Origin of the sequence: Nonlabens sp., assembly GCF_051251825.1 — a bacterium.
In the GTDB taxonomy this organism is placed as follows: Bacteria; Bacteroidota; Bacteroidia; order Flavobacteriales; family Flavobacteriaceae; genus Nonlabens.
This window is the reverse complement of record NZ_JBPOGG010000005.1, coordinates 197458-216963: the sequence shown is the minus strand read 5'-3', so window position 1 is coordinate 216963 and position 19506 is coordinate 197458. Positions and strand designations below refer to the sequence as shown.

At 36.6% G+C, this 19506-nt stretch carries 15 protein-coding genes and 1 other RNA gene; 5 read left to right on the top strand and 11 right to left on the bottom strand.

The window, feature by feature from the left end:
* Positions 1-13 precede the first annotated feature (13 nt).
* Positions 14-113: signal recognition particle sRNA small type (gene ffs / locus ACSHWW_RS08605), an RNA gene on the bottom strand.
* An 87-nt stretch (positions 114-200) separates the two neighbouring features.
* Here ffs and ACSHWW_RS08600 point away from each other — a divergent pair.
* From ACSHWW_RS08600 to ACSHWW_RS08590, 3 genes are read left to right on the top strand one after another with little or no spacing between them, the layout of a single operon-like run.
* Positions 201-1250, top strand: a complete 1050-nt coding sequence (locus ACSHWW_RS08600; RefSeq protein WP_435682034.1) for a glutaminyl-peptide cyclotransferase — start codon at positions 201-203, stop codon at positions 1248-1250.
* Positions 1250-1660 carry an acyl-CoA thioesterase gene (locus tag ACSHWW_RS08595; protein WP_435682033.1) on the top strand — a complete coding sequence of 137 codons (411 nt, stop codon included), beginning with the start codon at positions 1250-1252 and terminating at the stop codon, positions 1658-1660. The genes ACSHWW_RS08600 and ACSHWW_RS08595 overlap by 1 nt, the downstream gene beginning before the upstream one ends.
* Positions 1657-3195 carry a hypothetical protein gene (locus tag ACSHWW_RS08590; protein ID WP_435682032.1) on the top strand — a complete coding sequence of 513 codons (1539 nt, stop codon included), beginning with the start codon at positions 1657-1659 and terminating at the stop codon, positions 3193-3195. The genes ACSHWW_RS08595 and ACSHWW_RS08590 overlap by 4 nt, the downstream gene beginning before the upstream one ends.
* A gap of 371 nt (positions 3196-3566) precedes the next feature.
* Here the strand turns inward: ACSHWW_RS08590 and ACSHWW_RS08585 are convergent, their stop codons facing one another.
* The 10 genes from ACSHWW_RS08585 to htpG form a co-directional block, all read right to left on the bottom strand.
* Positions 3567-5039 (bottom strand): carboxypeptidase regulatory-like domain-containing protein, encoded by a 1473-nt coding sequence (locus ACSHWW_RS08585; protein ID WP_435682031.1) that lies wholly within the window; start codon positions 5037-5039, stop codon positions 3567-3569.
* Between the two features lie 16 nt (positions 5040-5055).
* A complete protein-coding gene (locus tag ACSHWW_RS08580) occupies positions 5056-6570 on the bottom strand; it encodes a CsgG/HfaB family protein (protein ID WP_435682030.1) in 1515 nt (504 codons plus the stop codon).
* A gap of 17 nt (positions 6571-6587) precedes the next feature.
* Positions 6588-7007, bottom strand: a complete 420-nt coding sequence (locus ACSHWW_RS08575; protein ID WP_435682029.1) for a curli production assembly/transport component CsgF — start codon at positions 7005-7007, stop codon at positions 6588-6590.
* 11 nt (positions 7008-7018) lie between these two features.
* Positions 7019-7747: a CsgE family curli-type amyloid fiber assembly protein gene (locus ACSHWW_RS08570; RefSeq protein ID WP_435682028.1), complete on the bottom strand. Its 729-nt coding sequence runs from the start codon at positions 7745-7747 to the stop codon at positions 7019-7021.
* A gap of 6 nt (positions 7748-7753) precedes the next feature.
* Entirely contained in the window at positions 7754-8266 is a 513-nt protein-coding gene (locus ACSHWW_RS08565) for a hypothetical protein (RefSeq protein ID WP_435682027.1), read from the bottom strand.
* Positions 8267-8333: 67 nt separating this feature from the next.
* Positions 8334-9608: a hypothetical protein gene (locus ACSHWW_RS08560; RefSeq protein WP_435682026.1), complete on the bottom strand. Its 1275-nt coding sequence runs from the start codon at positions 9606-9608 to the stop codon at positions 8334-8336.
* Between the two features lie 104 nt (positions 9609-9712).
* Entirely contained in the window at positions 9713-10996 is a 1284-nt protein-coding gene (locus ACSHWW_RS08555) for a hypothetical protein (RefSeq protein ID WP_435682025.1), read from the bottom strand.
* Positions 10997-11116: 120 nt separating this feature from the next.
* Entirely contained in the window at positions 11117-12400 is a 1284-nt protein-coding gene (locus ACSHWW_RS08550; RefSeq protein WP_435682024.1) for a hypothetical protein, read from the bottom strand.
* A 121-nt stretch (positions 12401-12521) separates the two neighbouring features.
* Complete coding sequence (locus ACSHWW_RS08545; RefSeq protein WP_435682023.1) at positions 12522-13799, bottom strand: hypothetical protein; 1278 nt, start codon at positions 13797-13799, stop codon at positions 12522-12524.
* A 517-nt stretch (positions 13800-14316) separates the two neighbouring features.
* Positions 14317-16209 carry a molecular chaperone HtpG gene (gene htpG, locus ACSHWW_RS08540; RefSeq protein ID WP_435682022.1) on the bottom strand — a complete coding sequence of 631 codons (1893 nt, stop codon included), beginning with the start codon at positions 16207-16209 and terminating at the stop codon, positions 14317-14319.
* A 331-nt stretch (positions 16210-16540) separates the two neighbouring features.
* On the opposite strand from htpG, the gene ACSHWW_RS08535 reads away from it, so the two are divergent.
* Complete coding sequence (locus ACSHWW_RS08535; RefSeq protein WP_435682021.1) at positions 16541-18256, top strand: OmpA family protein; 1716 nt, start codon at positions 16541-16543, stop codon at positions 18254-18256.
* Positions 18257-18311: 55 nt separating this feature from the next.
* Complete coding sequence (locus ACSHWW_RS08530; protein WP_435682020.1) at positions 18312-19490, top strand: SdrD B-like domain-containing protein; 1179 nt, start codon at positions 18312-18314, stop codon at positions 19488-19490.
* The last annotated feature ends 16 nt before the right edge of the window (positions 19491-19506 follow it).

The window sequence follows — 19506 nt, the reverse complement described above, 5'->3', positions numbered from 1 at the left end:
TATAAGACATAAAAAAAGGCAAGCTACCTACATCACACTGCTACGACCGCTTACCTTTGCTGCGTTCCCGCCCTGGAGGAGTTCAACAGGAGCTAGTTGTGTAGGACTTGCCAGCTGCAAATATAATATGTTGTTTATAGTCTGCAAAGATTTTAAGCAAGCATTTTTATCATTATATTTCGACTTCTTAAAAACCCTTTATGAACTGGAAAAATGCCGCTATAATCTTACTAGCAATCACCTCATTAACAAGCTGTAAGAACGATATCGATTCCTTTAAGGATAATTACACTTTAGAGATAAATAATCCTAAAAATTCCTATACTGATGCTGATTCCATAAATCTTTCGGTGATGGATGGCGCACAAATGGGTATAGATTCTGTTTTATGGACTATAAATGCTCGTAAAATTGATGGAGAAAATGGTAATACGCTTTCGCGAAAGCTGGAAAATCAACCACTAGGAACTTTAACATTTAAAGCTCATATATACAAGGATGGGAAAATGGTTACCAAATCGCAACAAATCAATAGGTTTGCCACCAAGAATGCAAAGCTGTATCAGTTTGAAGAAGTAGCAAGTTATCCTCATAAGAGCGAATCTTACACGCAAGGACTTGAGTTTTATGGCGACTCACTCTACGAGAGTACTGGTCAGTTCAGAGAAAGTGATTTGAGAATAGTAGATGTGACAACAGGAGATGCGATTAAAAAAGTAGAATTGCCTGATCACATTTTTGCTGAAGGAATGACTATCATGAACCATAAAATCTATCAACTTTCGTGGAAAGCAGGTTATGGTTTTGTGTATGATTTATCGTTAAATCGTGTGGACGACTTTAGATATGGAGCCAGTAAAGAAGGATGGGGACTTTGTAATGATGGAGAATATCTTTATAAGAGTGATGGTACTGATAAAATCTGGAAAATAGACCCTAACACATTTGAAGAGTTAAGTTATATTCAAGTGGTTTCCACTAAAAATAGTGTTACTAAAATCAATGAGCTGGAATGGATTGATGGTATGATCTATGCAAATGTTTATCAAACTAATGGTATCACGATCATAAATCCAGAGAATGGAGCCATAGAAGGAATCATAGATTTAAAAACGCTTACTGCAAAGGTTTCAGTTGCAGATAAAGAAGATAATGTACTAAACGGAATTGCCTATAATCCTAAAACGAAAACAATTTTTGTTACAGGAAAACGTTGGGATAAAATGTTTGAAATTAAAATAAAGAAATAGTGATCACAGCAGACTTACCTATATATACCGTCACTAGAGAAGTTACTAATGACGAGATCGATGACCTCAACCACGTTAACAATGTGGTTTATAATCAGTGGGCAAATGAGATTGCCGTTGAACACTGGCTCAACGTAGGAACTGAGGCGCTTAAAAAACAATTTGACTGGGTAATGATCAAGCATAATCTAGAGTATAAAGCTGCCGCTTTTCTAGGTGATACGATAGAAATTAAAACTCAAGTAGGTCAAGCAACAAATGTAAAATACGAGCGTTTTATTGAAATATATAATGCCACTACGCAACAGTTACTTGTTAAGACTAAATCTGTGTGGTGTGCTATTAATAAAAAAGGTAAACCTGTAAAAATCTCTCAAGAACTTAGAGATTTATTTGAGACACTCACATGAAAAAATACTTAATAATAATACCAACTGTATTAATCACAATCATTTTTGCTTCATGCAGGGATGATTTTGCTTTTTCTAGTAGTACTGGAGATTTAGGCTTTTCACAAGACACCGTTTTTCTAGATACTGTTTTCACAAACATAGGTTCTAGCACACGTACATTTAAAGTTTATAATAATAGCAGCGATGATATAGTAATTCCTAGAGTTGCGCTGGCTCAAGGAGATAATTCTAAATATAGACTTGCCGTAGATGGTGTGCCTGGACGAGTATTTGAAAATGTGGAATTACTTGCAAAGGATTCCTTATTTGTTTTTGTAGAAACCACTATAGACATTAATGATTTCTCTAGCGGTGACGAATTTCTTTATACTGATACTGTTGAGTTTGATAACGGTCCTAATCTTCAAAAAGTAGAACTGGTAACACTTGTTCAAGATGCTGTATTTTTATTTCCAGCTCGTGACACGCAAGGAGTTGAAGAGACTTTATTACTAGGGACCACTGAGGAAGGCGAGGAAATAAGAATAAGCGGTTTTGTCTTAGATGATACTGAACTCAATTTCACGGCAGCAAAACCTTATGTTATTTATGGATTTGCGGCAGTGCCAGCAAATAAAACCTTAACCATTGATCCTGGAGCGAGATTACACTTCCATAGCCAGAGCGGTATTATAGTCGCAAATGAAGGAAGTTTACAAGTTAATGGATTACCATCTGTAACTGATGATCTAGAAAACGAAGTGATTTTTGAAGGAGATCGATTAGAACCACAATATGCTGATGTTGCTGGGCAATGGGGCGCAATATGGCTCACCGCTGGTAGTAAAAATAATATTATTAATAACGCTACGATTAAAAATGCTAGCGTGGGAATCATTATGGATAGCGTGAATAATTCTTCAAATGGTGCTACTTTAAAAATCAACAATACTCAAATTTATAACAGTTCTAACTCTGGACTTATAGGTACGACAGGACACATAGAAGCAGAAAATCTTGTGATTAATAATTCAGGACAATCATCCTTAGTGTTGCGATTAGGTGGAGATTATACTTTTAATAATTGTACGATTGCAAACTACTGGAACAATAGTTTTAGACAAGATCCTACTCTATTCATTTCAAACGTGATTCCTAACACTGCTTTTACAGAAGATTTAGTTCAAGCTACATTCACAAATTGTATCATTTATGGAGATCGTGACATAGAATTTATTCTTGCAGACGATAGCGTATCGCAATTCAATTTTAATTTTGAAAACTCTTTATTAAAATTTAATGATCGATTTGATGATTTTACGGGATTAGCAAATTATGACTTCTCAAACACGGCAAATTATGATTTAAATGTTTTTAACATAGATCCTATATTTAATGATGAGGATAATAATTTATTAGAAATCGACACTACTGGCGGCGCAAATGGAATTGCAAATCCTTCAACTTCTACAGTAAATGACATTTTAAATAACTCAAGAGGTTCATCTCCAGATGCTGGAGCTTATGAATCCAGAGATTTAACTGCTGGATAACCGATTTACAGTTTTATAAAATCGCTGAAATACACTAAAAAGTTAAAAAAGAGGTTAAAATAGTCCGTTAAACGTCAAAGTATGTTAAACTAGTTGTGTGGAACATGCTTTAACTATAAATTTGTTTCATCTTAAAATAGAAAACATTTCTTTTCAAGATATTTAGAATTGATAAATGCCCAATAAAAGAATCCCTACATTCTTAAATTGGGCATTATCTGTTTATAAAAATACCAGAACGGAATAGGCACAGGACTATTGATAATTGCGTAAGTATCATAGTTAGTTACCCTAGACATGTTTGAATCTTGCTCAGGGACTCAAGTCCACTATGTAGTTAACGCATTTCACTACATAAGGATAAAGAGCGCCTATTCCCAATCTGGCATTATGGCATTTGTAAATAAATCTTCCCTAGTATCAGCAATTGAGAGTTCTAGAGATTGTATTAAAGGTGCTGAGTTTCCATCATTATCTTGATTCATACATATGACGAGTCCTTCAGTAGGTGAAAAACGCGCGTCTAAATCGTTTGTACCTATTGGTTTATTAAAAGAAACATCCAGTTCAACCGAGGTAGAGAAAGTATAAACAAACAATCTTGAATCTAGTTGTCTATAAGCGATGTTCTCAAATCCAGATATATCACGAGTGTAGAGTACCTTAGTATTATCTGCACTTAAATTGACACTACCTGCAGCTCCAGCCATTCCACTAATGACAGTTTCAATCACCGTTGCTTGCATATCGAGCACAAGTATTTCCACATTATAACCAGCAAAATCGTTTGTTTTTATCGCAACTCTAGGCTCGTTAACATCTACCTCAGTAATTAAATTCCCATTACTAGTTTGATAAAATAATGATAACCCAGCACCACTAGGTTGAATGGTATAAAGTTTATTAAGCGACGGATAATAAATTAAGGAACCATTTGTAGCCCAAGAAATATCAATTTCATCCAGGTTAAAACCCGAAACAGCCACTGTTGATGTCACCTGTTGCTCTTGGGAACCATCTGGATTCATGGTAAACACATGAACTGCCGCGCCTACATTTCTTAAAAACGCAATTTTACCAGCTTGTCTATTAATTCTAGGTCGCCAGCTATTAGTAGTGGAAGAAGTAAGTGCCACCTCAGTTCCATTATCATCACCGCTATATATCACATTATTACCATTTACTTTACGCACAAATAAGAATCTATTGGTAGGGAATGCAGTGGTACTAAATGAAAAAGTAGCACTATTAATATCTTGATTAATTCCATCATTAGAACGTACTTGCCATAGATAAGTAGTACCAAATTCGACGGTTACATCAAGCATAGGCTCAGTAATATCTTCAAAAACCTCGATTGTATTTGTAGATGTATTTCTAAGCTCAACCGTAAAAGTAAGATCATCACCTTCAGGATCTGTAGCGGTCCATTCTAGTGTAACGTTTGATGCGACATCTACTTCATTGTCTTCTGGAACGGTTAGGACAGGTGTTGCAGGTGGTCTATTATTTGCAGTTTCAACTTTTAGTTCAAAAACAACCTCAACTGTCGCATCTACTTCAACAGTTGCACTTTCAAAATCAGTTAAAAAACCATCTTTCTCTGCTTGCACAGAGTACTGACCATTTTCTAATTCAAATTCAAACATTCCATCAGCATCTGTAAATACTGTGTTGGTATTAGGGTTTGTTGAAATTTTCACGTTTTCTTGTGGTAAGAAAGTCTCATCGGCCACTACTCGACCTTTTAGAGTTCCTTTCCCATTAATTTGTAATTTATCCTCGCTACATCCTGACACTAAAAGTAGGATAGTGATTGCAGCTATATATTGCAGTAATTTCATTTTTTCTATCTTTTAATTATGGAGTTGGTAAGTTTGAGTTGTTACGCTTTCGCGAAAGCGTGTCCCCAGCAACCTCTTGCTCAGCTTGAACTCTCAATTTCATTTTTTCAATACGTCTTTGTGTACGACGGTATTTTCTCGCTTTACGTTTCTCATTATTCTCCTTGGCTTCATTATTACCGATATAAATATTTACACCAGCACCAAATTTGAGATAATGATCGTCTCGCTGTCCAGCTACGATATAATCTAGATCGTCTGCAAAAACTGCATTATAATCTGCATATAATTTAATTCCTATTGACGGAGAAACGGTGTATTCCAATCCTAAACCAGCTTGAACTTTCAAGTCATTCTTATCAAACCAATTTGAATGATTTATTCCAGCTCCACCATAGACATAAGGTGTGAATTTATCATATGGCAACATGGTTAATTCCACATTAAGCTCTGATGCTGCAAACTCTCGATTGAATAAATCAGTGTTCTTTAATCTAAATTTATGTACCGAAGCATGTAGCCCTACATAAGGTGAGAAGCTATACTTAACTCCAGCAGCTAGGGAATATTCATAATAAGCATTAGGATAATCTCCATTAACTAAGGTTCCTCCAGCGCCAGCATCAACACGCCATTTACTACGTCTATCAACGATGTTGCGTTGATAAACATCAGTATTTTCAGCAACGTCCTTTTCTTTGTTATAAGTTGCAACCATTTGATCTGCAACTGGTTTTCCTCCTTTAGGGTACCATAATTCTGCTTCTATTCCTTCTATGATTAGTGCTTCTACAGCTTTTTCTATGGCTTCTTTAACCGCGAGTTGTCCTGGTTCATTTCTTGTAAAACCAGTCTCTGCCTCTAGCAATCTTTTAAAACTTACATATCTAAAAAGGCTCGCGTCCACGGCTTGCGAGAATATTGTTTTAGAAACGTAAACCGTTTTCATAATAGCTCCTGTTTTAGTAGAAACAGCTCTTAGATAAACCGTGACACGATCTTGCCTGTATTTAGTAGATCCACCAGCACCAAAATATCTCGCTCCGGCTCCACCAGTTAATACATTAGTATCATAAGAAACTATTCCTCCTTCAATTAAAACTCCTGCGTAAAGCAGAGGTTCTAGGTCTTTAAATTGTGTATTACTACGCGCTGCAAAATCTCTTCTTGTCGTTAAGATAATGTTACGCTCTTGCATAAGATTCTGGAGATTTTCCCTTTCTATAGGGGCAAACCATTTAGAATCTTCAAGTGCTTTTATAAGTATAGTCGTTCCTCCTTGAGTAACAGCATTACTAAAAGTACTACCGTTTTCCGCTTGTTTGAATTGACCGGTTTGATCTTGAAACTCATATACTCCTACAAATGCAGGTGCACTAGGTTCAGGTAAGGCAATGAGTCTTTTTGAGACGTCAGTCGCTTCACCGATACGTGCCGGTTGAGTGCTTAGTGGTTGATTCATATATGCTCCACATGCTGTTAACAACATAGTGAGCATCATGAGTGCCACGATGATTTTATAATTTTTCATTACAGTAAGATTTTTATCTAATTATTAGGGATAATAATTTGAGTTTGATCTCCTGTATTTGTGTCCAACAGATTAACAACCAGTCCTTCTAGAGATTCAAGGACTTCAACTTCATAAGAACCTATGGTAAAAACCCCAGGTCTTAATTCTTGATCTCCTAATTGAAGGTTTAAAATTTGTCTTGAAAAACCGCTAAGCAGTTGCCTGTTTAGTCCTTCAGTAAAGGCATCTAGTTCTGAACCTTCATCTATTGCAGATTCTGCAGGATCTGTAAATTGATTTTGTGCCTCAGCACTTTGTATCAACCACTGATAATTAAAGGTGTCACCACCAAAAGCAGGATTGATAGGTTTGTAAGTAAGTTGTTGAGCGTTACTCGCCGTGTAGGCGAAAACTAAAAAGAACAACGAGAGCAATGTTGTAGTTTTTGTGAGCATGATTATTGATTTTAATTAGATTCTTGTTCTTTAATGGCTAGAAATTTTTGATACACTTTAGTTATCGCTATTTCAACCATTTGTTTCAAATATTTCTTTTTAGGTGATACAAAAAATTGAAATACAACTTCTCTACCTACAGAAACATTTATTTGTGAACTTCTACCTTGTCCAAATTCTTCCTGAATGGTAACAATGCGATTACCATTTATTTTATATCTATTATACTCAGAAAAGAAACTTTTATAGAAGTCTCTTGCTGGTTTAGTAGTAACTTTTTTTATTACTATTCCTTTAAATTCAACTCCATCATAAGCGGTCGTTTTTTCCACTTCGAGTTGACGGGTATTCTCTTTAAGTGTTTTGAGATCTTTACCTATCAATTTATCATCAGTGTTATAAATAAGTAACATGATGGTAACTTTTGAAGGGTTGTTGATGTTAATTGAGGTTGTGGAGAGTATGGCCTTTGTTTTTGCGTTTAATACTCCACGACCTTCTTGTTTATTTTTAGAGGTGTTATTAAGGCTATCTTTTTTAAAAACTGAAAGTTCATATCTAATACTAGCAGACACGTCAGTAAGATTTGACGCTACACCTTGGATAGAGATGTAATCTCCTTTTTGTTCTAGAAATATTTCACCGCTTACTTCTTTATTATAAAATGATTCTTGCACCTGCGTTTGAGCTTGCAAGGCAAAAAGGGAAAGAAAGATGATTATGTTAGTTATGAATTTCATGAAGAATTAAAAGCTTAAAACATAAACTGATGACCCTATTCCAGTTTGACTAATAGTCATTTTTTCTGATATTCCATTTGCGCCAGCACTGATGGTGGTATTATAATCACCATTTTGCAGGACATTTATATTATGTGTTTGAGCACCGTGTACACTATAGTCATATACTGAATTTGAGTTACCTATTTGAACAATATTTGCTCTTATGCGGTCGGCACTTAAATTTAAAGTGGTCATGTTTAAGGCGCCATTTTGATAAAGATTGATCTGACTGTCATCTGATGCAACATTAATAATCGCGTTGTTTCCAGACCCTACTTGTTCAATGAACACACTATTTTGATTCACAAATTGCGTCGTAGCAACTGTGTTATTTTGTACCGAAGCTACATTGAGTTGAGCGTTTGCTGTTCTTAAATTATCATTATTAATCACTTGTGTATCGTCCACATAAGTCTGACCCGACACTGTTAACGAAGTGAATACAATACATAGCAGTAAGAAGAATACATTTTTCATAACGATAGTTTTAATTTAAACCGAGGAACTATCAAGAGTTCCTCGGTTAGAGTAATTAAGCAAAATTTTAAAAAGAATGTCTCTTTGTTGCTGCAGCTCTTTGGCTTTGGCGAGTTAAAGAAACATTTGCATTTCTTTGAGTTACTGTTGCTGTATTTGAACCAGCACCTGGAGCCATAGATGCGCCAGCATTTTGGTTAATAACAGATTGGTGTCCAGTTCCTAGTTGATCAACATCTGCCATGTTTCCATTTGCACTTTGATTAACTAATGAATTATTATTAAAACCGAATTGAATAGTCAAAGCTTGATTCCCTACGGTTGCTCCACCATTTTGATTCACTACAGACTCATTAAAGAATCCATATTGTTCCTGGTGAGAACTATGGTTTTCTCCATTTTGAGTAGCAATTGCAGAGTTTAATCCACCAGCTTGATATTGTTCAGCATAGTTATCACCACCTATTGAAGATGTATTCTGATTTACTTCAGCACGGTTTGCTGCTCCTTCTTGTTCCTGGAACGATGAATTATCTTCTCCATACTGATTTGCATAAGCCTGGTTATAACCACCATTTTGAACTTGTTGAGCAAAAGCTCTTTCAGCACTATTTGCGGCATCTCCTTGATTAGCTTCAGCATAGTTATTACCGTTAAACGGAGCATAATCGCTATCCTGAGTTTGAATTAATTCATTATCATCACCGTATTGAGTACCTATAGCATCATGACCAGGAGATTGATTTCCGTCTGAAATTTGACTTTGATAAGAACGATTCCCTACACCAGTTGTAGCGTCATTTCGTTGTAAAATGCTTGATTCGTTATTATCGTAACGTTGTTGAACTTGAGCATAATTATCTTTACCATCTTGATCTACGAGTGCAAGATTATCTTGAGCTTGTTGAGCTACATCAGCTCCTTGTTGAACTAAAGCTGTATTGTCTAGCCCTACCTGTGTACCGAATACTTCGTTCATGTCTCCTTGTTGAGTAACCATGAAGTCGTTTCCAGCACCATTTTGTTTAATATCTGAGTAATTTTCTTGACCACTTAAAGCGGTAACATTTCCCCATTGTAATACATCAACTGAGTTACGATTTCCCGCATCAGTTCCTGTTTGTTCTATAAAAGATGCATTTGCAGTTCCTTGTTGCTGAACTGTTGCATCACTACCGACTCCTTTTTGATCGATATCTGAGTAGTTTCCTCCTACTGTTGCGCCAGCTGTAGGCGAAACTTGTTGTATAGGAGCTACTATGGTTTGAGGCGTTTGTGGCATTTGAGCAAATGCTGCACCACATATAATTAACGCTGTGGTATTTAATATTGAGCTTTTCATAATTGATATTTAGAATGTGAATTAAAAAGGATGGCGATAGCACTTATACAATCGCCATCCTTAATACTACTTAATTAATTAAACCGTCCCTACGGGTTTAAAGATTAAAATGTGTGTCTTTTTGAAGCAGCAACTCTTCTAGTTTGAGGAGTTAAAGCAATATTTGCATTTCTCTGGATTACAGTTGCATTGTTATAACCACCTGCTGCTGCAGCTGCACCAGTTGTTGGGTTATTTTGGTTGATTAAACTTGTTTGACCATTACCTGTTTGATCTACCATAGACATGTTACCATGAGCTTGTTGATTGATTACGGAGTGGTTCATTGAACCATCTTGAATAGAAGTTGCCATGTTACCAGCATTCTGTCCATAACGTTGCTTTACTTTTGAATAGTTATCGCTACCGTATTGTTCTTGGTTCACCATGTTGTCATTTCCGTTTTGATCAGAACGAGCTTCGTTACGATCTCCTTCTTGATACTGCTCAACTAGGTTATCACCACCAGATGAAATTCCACCAGTGTTTTGATCTACTACAGCTTTGTTATCAGAACCTATTTGCTCTTGGTAAGAAGTATCACCAGAAAGTTTTTGAGTTGCATAAGCTTCGTTGCTTGCACCAGACTGAACTTGTTGTGCAAATGCATCAGTAGCTTCAGTTGTAGCATCTCCTTGCTTCACGTCTGCATAGTTTGCTCCACCTAATGCTGGTGATCCACTATCTTGAATTTGTACAGACTCATTGTTATCACCCCATTGCTCACCTATTGCAGTATGACCAGCTGTTTGATTAGGATTTGCTTCTTGACTCTGGAAGGAACGGTTACCTACTCCTGCAGCAGCATCATTACGTTGAAAAATACTTGACTCATTGTCATCATAACGTTGTTGAACTTCAGCAAAGTTATCTTTACCATCTTGGTCCACTTTAGCTAGATTATTCTCAGCTTGTTGAGGAACATTTGCTCCTTGTTGTACGATTGCAGAGTTGTCTAAACCTACTTGCATACCAAGAATTTCATTTTCATCTCCTTGTTGAGTTGCCATGAAATCATTTCCAGCACCATTTTGCATGATGTCAGAATAGTTTAAATGTCCACTCAAACTAGATGGAGCTACATTTCCCCATTGAAGAACATCTACATTGTTGCGATTTCCTGCATCTGTACCTGTTTGCTCTATAAATGAAGCGTTTGCAGTTCCTTGTTGTTGAACTGTTGCGTCACTACCTACACCTTTTTGATCGATGTCAGAATAGTTCCCACCTATTGTTGCTGCTGCCGTTGGAGACGTTTGCTGGACAATTGGTGCGATTGTTTGTGGAGTTTGTGCAAATGCAAAACTTCCCATTGCGAGTGCCGTAGCACATAAGATTACTCTTTTCATAATTAGATATTTAGAATTAAATTGAAATATTGAGATTGACTTGTTTTAAAAGTCAGCTAAGGCTCTCAAATTCCTTAGCTAACTTTAAATCACATTAAACCGACCCTACCGGTTTATATATTAAAATGAATGTCTTTTAGTTGCCGCTGCTCTTCTAGCTTGTGGAGTTAAAGCAATATTTGCATTTCTCTGAATAACAGTTGCGTTATTTTGCCCAGAAGTTAGTGCTGGTTGTCCTGCAAGTGGAGCGTTCTGGTTAATTAAACTTGTTTGACCGTTACCTGTTTGATCTACCATAGACATGTTACCGTTTGCACGCTGATTAATAACAGAGTGGTTTAATGAACCATCTTGAATAGAAGTTGCCATATTACCAGCTACTTGACCATGACCTTGAGATACACGAGAATAGTTATCTTGACCATATTGCTCTTGGTTCACCATATTATTGTTACCGTTTTGAGTAGATCGAGCTTCGTTACGATCTCCATCTTGATACTGCTCAACTAAGTTATCTCCACCTGAAGAACTTCCTCCAGTATTTTGATTTACTACAGCTTTGTTATCTGATCCTAATTGCTCCTGGTAAGAAGTATCATTAGCTAGATATTGTGTAGCATAAGCTTCATTGCTTGCACCAGACTGAACTTGTTGTGCAAATGCACCAGAAGCTTCAGTTGTAGCATCACCTTGCTTCACGTCTGCATAGTTTGCTCCACCTAATGCTGGTGATCCACTATCTTGAATTTGTACAGACTCATTGTTATCACCCCATTGCTCACCTATTGCAGTATGACCAGCTGTTTGATTAGGATTTGCTTCTTGACTCTGGAAGGAACGGTTACCTACTCCTGCAGCAGCATCATTACGTTGAAAAATACTTGACTCATTGTCATCATAACGTTGTTGAACTTCAGCAAAGTTATCTTTACCATCTTGGTCCACTTTAGCTAGATTATTCTCAGCTTGTTGAGGAACATTTGCTCCTTGTTGTACGATTGCAGAGTTGTCTAAACCTACTTGCATACCAAGAATTTCATTTTCATCTCCTTGTTGAGTTGCCATGAAATCATTTCCAGCACCATTTTGCATGATGTCAGAATAGTTTAAATGTCCACTTAGACTAGTTGGTACAACATTTCCCCATTGAAGAACATCTACATTATTGCGATTTCCCGCATCTGTACCTGTTTGCTCTATAAATGAGGCGTTTGCAGTTCCTTGTTGTTGAACTGTTGCGTCACTACCTACACCTTTTTGATCGATGTCAGAATAGTTTCCACCAATAGTAGCTGCCGCCGTTGGAGACGATTGTTGAACTATAGGTGCGATTGTCTGAGGAGTTTGCGCAAACGCAAAACTTCCAATTGCGAGTGCAGCAGCACTCAGGATTACTCTTTTCATAATTAAATATTTAGAATTATTAAATTGAAACATTGAGATTGACTTGTTTTAAAAGCCTGCTAAGACTCTCAATTTCCTTAGCAAACTTTGAACTATTAAACCGACCCTACCGGTTTATAAATTAAAAGTGCCTTCTAGTTGCTGCCGCTCTTTGAATTTGCGGAGTTAAAGGAACGTTTGCATTTCGTTGAATAACACTGGCTGTATTAAACCCATCACCATTTGGAGCTGAATTAGAATTGATGTTTTGCTCAATGGTACTTGTTTGTCCATCTCCAGTTTGATCTACTAATGCATGATTCCCTCTAGCTTTTTGCGAAATAAAACTATTATTAAATGTCCCTTCCTGCATAGAGATTGCTACATTTCCATCTGCTGGGTTAACACCACCACGCTGGAAAACAACAGAAAGGTTACTATAACCATTTTGTTCTTGATAAGATTCATGATTTGCGCCGTTTTGTTCGGTTTTTGCTACGTTGATCGTACCTTCTTGATATTGCTCAGCATAAAGATTGGACCCATTTACTGGATTATTTGCTTGAGTTACTTGAGCTAAGTTTTGATTACCAGACTGTTCTTGAAAGCTCGTATTATCAGTTCCTTTTTGTGTTACATAAGCTTCATTCACATCACCTTGTTGCAACTGTTGAGCAAAGGCATTTGTTGCATCATCTATAGCATCACCTTGACTTGCCTCTGCATAGTTTCCTGAACCTGAGGCTAGCGGTCCACCTTGTTGCATTTGAACTAAAGTGTTACCATCACCATACTGTGTTCCTATTGCTACATGACCTGATGACATATTAGGATCTGCGATTTGTTCTTGATATGAACGGTTACCTACTCCAGCAGCGACATCATTACGTTGTAAAATACTTGCTTTACTATTATCATACCTCTGTTGCACTTCAGCAAAGTTATCTTTACCATCTTGATCTACTAATGAAAGATTACTTTCAGCTTGTTGAGGAGCATCAGCTCCTTGTTGCACTATTGCGGTGTTATCAAGTCCCGATTGAGTACCGAATACTTCATTCAGGTCACCTTGTTGGGTTACCATGAAATCATTGCCAGCTCCATTCTGTAAGATATCAGAATAGTTTAAATGTCCGCTTATACTAGGTTGTACATTACCCCATTGTAGAACATCTACATTGTTGCGATTTGCAGCATCTGTACCTGTTTGCTCTATAAATGAAGCATTTGCGGTTCCTTGTTGTTGAACAGTAGCATCACTACCTACACCTTTTTGATCGATATCAGAAAAGTTACCACCTATAATAGCAGTTGCTGTAGGTGACACCTGTTGGACAGGTGCTGCGATTGTCTGAGGAGTTTGCGCAAACGCAAAACTTCCAATTGCGAGTGCAGCAACACTCAGGATTACTCTTTTCATAATTAAATATTTAGAATTAATAAAAAACACATTCGTGAGCAAATATTCTTAGCCTTACAAACTAAAAATACTTTGAACCTGGGTTCATTAATCTAAGGGGTTAATTATGACAGGAGATAGGGATATCTGCCAGTTGCTTTTTAAAGAATTGAGCTCGTTTAAAAAGACATTGTAAAGATAGAGGCGAATAATCGACAATTCCAAACCTATTGTAAAAATATTATTTAAGGAATGTGTTAACAATTCTAGCGGCTAAGTAATTTCAAGGCATTGCTCAATATGTTAATTATTTGTTAATCAACTTTTATATGTCAAATTCCTACAAATATTATATTACGAAATCGTTATTGCGGCATAATTTGTAGTAAATTACTACCTTATGAAGCTATATAAAAACTCAAATTCCTACATCGAGTGTTTGAATAGGACCATTTTGAGATTTAAAATTTTTAAATAATTCTAAAAAAAAGCCGTTTATCGAGAAAGATAAACGGCTATAATTATTATTAAATTCTACTTACTTAATTAACTCATAACTTCTTTTTACAAAATCAGTAAGTGCTTCACCTTTCAATAATCCTTGAGATAATTTTGCAAGATCTACAGATTGTTTAATAAGTCCTGCCTTTTTCTCAGCAGATTCTGCATTAAAAATCTCCTGCACTAGTGAATGATTTGCATTAACCACTAGGTTGTACATATCTGGCATATTCCCAAAGCCCATCATTCCTCCACTACCGCCAGTTGCCTGCATCTCTTTCATACGACGCATAAACTCTGGTTGTGTGATAATAAATGGCGCAGCATCACTACTCATTGCTTCTACTTGTACTGAATAACTAGAATCTGCAATTGTATCTGTGATTGTTTTTTGTAGTGTTTCTTTTTCCTCGTCAGATAATTTTGAAATTTGATCATCATCTTTCTTAATCAAATTATCTACGTGATCTGCATCTACTCTTACAAAAGAAATATTCTCTTTTGAACCTTCTAACTTTTGCATCAAGTGAGATATAATAGGAGAATCCAGTAATAACACTTCATACCCTTTATCAACAGCAGCAGTTACATAACTATGCTGCGCTTCTTTATTTGAAGTATAAAGAAGAACTGTTTTATCATCCTTATCAGTTTGTGCTGGTTTTACTTTTTCTATAAGTTCATCCCATGTATAATAAGAACCACCTACCGTAGGATACAGTGCAAACTTGTCTGCCTTTTCAAAGAATTTCTCCTCGCTCAACATTCCGTACTCAATCACGATTTTGATGTCGTTCCACTTTTCTTCAAATGCAGCACGATCTTCATTGAATAGTGATTTCAACTTATCTGCCACCTTACGAGTGATGTAACTGGAGATTTTCTTCACAGCTCCATCTGCTTGCAAGTAAGAACGAGAAACATTCAATGGAATGTCTGGAGAATCGATTACTCCACGTAACATAGTCAGGAATTCAGGTACGATTCCCTCAACATTATCTGTTACATAAACTTGGTTTTGATACAGCTGGATACGATCCTTTTGTACATTCAAGTCTTGAGTCATTTTAGGGAAATATAATATCCCAGTAAGATTGAACGGATAATCTACATTTAAGTGGATATTAAATAGCGGCTCCTCAAATTGCATAGGATACAATTCTCTGTAAAAACTCTTATAATCTGCATCTTCCAGTTCCGTAGGTTGCTTGGTCCATGCTGGATTAGGATTATTGATAATATTATCTACCTCTTGAGTAGGCGCTGGATCTTCTTCCTTAGCATCTTCTGGCTTTTCTAGAGTTTCAGTCTTAGTTCCAAACTTGATAGGAACCGGCATGAACTTGTTATACTTATTAAGTAACTCAGTAATTCTAGATTCTTCAAGGAACTCTGTTTCGTCCTCAGAAATATGTAAAATAATTTCAGTACCAAAATCTTTCTTCTCACCTGGCTCAATAGTATAATTAGGTGACCCATCACATGACCAGTGCACTGCTGGTTCATCTTTGAATGACTTTGTAAGAATATCAACCTTGTCTGCCACCATAAAAGCACTGTAGAATCCTAGGCCAAAGTGTCCTATGATTCCGCTATCCTTTGCCGTGTCCTTATATTTTTCAAGAAATTCCTCAGCTCCAGAAAAAGCTACTTCATTGATATACTTCTGCACCTCATCTTCAGTCATCCCTAGACCTTGATCGATGATGTGAAGCGTTTTTGCTTCTTTATCAATTTTAACTTCGATTTGCTGGTCGCCCAGTTCTACTTTTGCCTCACCTATTCTGGCAAGGTGTTGCAATTTAAGAGTTGCATCAGTAGCATTTGAAATGAGCTCACGTAGAAAAATCTCGTGATCACTGTATAAAAACTTCTTAATAAGCGGGAAAATGTTTTCCACCGCTACGTTAATGGTTCCTTTTTGTGACATAATTTATAATGTTCTTTAGGTTATTGTTTTTACGCTTTCGCGAAAGCGTAATCATTCATCCCTATCCACTACTCAAACGCAGTACCATTTACACAATTGTGACAAGGTGACAGCAAAATGAGCAACCCATAAGTCATTAATGCATACCGATGCTGTAATGAAACCTACCGATCATCAATTCCGTCTAGTTAACACTTAAGATACATAGCATATTTGACCTGTTCAAAATAAGAACTACAAGTGATTGAGCTGTGGTATTAAGAATTAGCCAAAGGATTTATATCATCGCTCAAGCACTTAAATAACTTTAATCAAAACTTAAATTTTAATTATGAAACTCTTTAAACCACTATTTTTATTGATAATACTACTAAGTGGTATTTCAGCCTGGTCGCAGGTAAATCATGCAACAGACAATTATTTTCAAATCTCACCTAGAATAGGATACGATTTCCCGACGTATCATAATAACACACCTTACATCGATTACAATGGTGGACTTGAGGCTGGAATAAGTGTGGACTACTACTGGAACTGGATAGGTGTAGGAATAGATATAGATTATATTAAGAATAGTCCTGAAAGTATTTATCCTACTTCTGGCTTGTTAGATTTTGACGGTACAGCATTTACAACCTCTACCATAACAGAAGATGGAATCACCAGAATATTCTATGGTATAGGACCAGATTTCCAATATCGCAATGCTAGCAGAAATTTCAGTGCAGAGTTGAATACTCGTATTGGTTTAGCCTCGATAAAAGGCGGCCGTTTAACACACGATGTAGCTGCTCCAGGCGGCACGACTGTACCTGTAAATTTTCATGCTGGTTATGACGTGGGAAGTGCGGTTACTTTTAAGTTGCAAACAAGATTCACTTACTTTTTTAATGATAATTGGGGAATTCATGCCGGTGCTTATTATATGAGACACCTTAATGTTACTGAATCTGTGGAAAGTGGAGTTTCTACAGGATATCATGAATTCAATAGTGATCAAGGTCAGAACATACTCACGCAACGTACTTATAGGCAACGAGAAGAACCTTGTGATTGTGATATATCATCTGTAGGTGTATTTGCCGGAATTACTTATAAGCTCAACAAACATGATAGCGAAGAATGCAATGTTTGTGACAAATACAATCTTGCAGTAACAGCAAGAGATAAATTCACAAAGGAGCTACTACCAGACACTGACATCGTTCTTAAAGATACTGAAGGGAACATAGTACAGACTGGAAAGTCAAATGCCTATGGGGTCGTAGTTTTTAATGATATTAATAAGGATGACTATACCATTGAAGGGAAGTTATATGATGTAAATCTGGATGGAACAACAGCTGTAAAAAATGAATTTAAATCTAATGAAACACTACAAAAAGAAATTGTTTACAGTGATCTCAATTTTATTTTAAAAGGAAAAGCAGTGGTTTGTAATACGACAACCGCACTGGATGGAGTGTCTGTTATTTTAAATAATCTTACCGTCGCAGAACAAAAGAATACCATGACTGATTCTAAAGGTGAATTCATCTTTAATGTGAAGCAAAAGGCGACGTATTCTTTACGTGGTAAAAAGGCTAACTATTTCTCGCAAACCGAAACCATTTCTACTGAGAATTATGATCGTAGCACTACACTGTTTGTAAAACTAGAAGTATGTCTTGAAGAAGCAGATTGTGGTAAGGCGATTGCCTTAAAAAACATTCTTTATGATCTAGATAAATATTTCATAAGAGCCGATGCTAAACCTGAGTTAAACAGACTTGTACAATTTATGAAAGATAATCCTGGCGTAAGTATAGAAATATCTTCTCATACAGACTCAAGAGGTTCTAATGAATACAACAAAACACTTTCTCAAAACCGCGCAAGCGCTGCACGAGATTATATAGCTTCTCAAGGTATTAACGCAAATCGTGTAGTAGGAATAGGATATGGTGAAACGAGACTTTTAAACCGTTGTGCAGATGGGACTGATTGTAGTGCCGCAGAACATCAAATCAATCGTAGAACTGAGATGAAAGTAATCTGTCCAGAATAACAATTAATAATCAACTCCTCAGCCTTATATCAGGCTGAGGCTTAAAATAGAAATCATGAAAAATATTATCAATAATTTTAAAACAATAGGACTAAGCTTACTAGCTATTATGGTTCTTTCCTGCGATGGAGAAGAAGTATGTGGTTATACAGGAGATGGAGATCCTGATTGTCCTAATTTACAAGCAAACATAGGAGATGCGTGTGATAGTAATGGTGATACTTTACTGGACGGAACAATTAACGAGTTTTGTGAGTGTATAGGAAATGGACCAGTACTTCCTGAAGGCTGTGATTTAAAAGGAGTATTAAATTTATCAAGCGGTATTGATGCAAATGGAGATCCTATTGCGGCTGCTTTTGGAGCAATAGATCCATTCTGGAAAGTAATTAATCAACCACCATTATTTCTAGGAAGCCCAGGCAGTCCATGTACAAATGCAGCTGTAGGAACTTTTTCAAATGATGCGTACTCGATGAACTTTGGCAGTATGGGAAGTAGTGCATGGGTGAATCAACCTGGAACAGGTACTCTAGCGCCATTTGATCTGGGACCTAATGGAACTTTTGGGTGTAATAACGCAGTTAATAATGCTGGAATTCAAGTACCATTTGTCTTTGAACGTTCCTTTTGTGTTCTGGAAGATACTGAAGTAGATTTTAGTTTTGTGTTTAAAGCAGACGATCGCATGTATTTTGAGTTAATTGATAACAATACAGGAACGGTCTTAGATACCAGTGCCACGTACATATGGACTGGAACCGCTATTCCAGCATGGACGGCAAGTAATTTCCCATTAACAGCTGGTAGCTATAGTTTAAGAGGAAGTTTAATAAATACAGGAGCGGTAATTTTAGGGTTCTCGTTTCTTGGAGATATGGTAACTAGCGATGGCGACGTAGTGATATCAAATAATGCCGAAGGCTGTTGTGAAAACAACACCATAACTGTACAAAACGTATTAGAAGAAGTTAATTGTGATAGGATGTTCAACGCAACTACAGACAGTATAGGAGATAATTGGACCTTTGAATTACTAGATGCGTCAAACTCAGTAATAAGAACAGCAACCACTGATATTAACGGAAATATTTTCTTTTCTGGTTTGGATGATGGTACATACACAGTAAGAATAGTTAATCAAACAGGATGGTCACAAACTGTAACTACTGAATCCAGAACAGTTACAGGAAATACGGCTGTAATTACCGAGTTCTATTCTTGTAGAAATTAGATTTCAAGGGGACAGC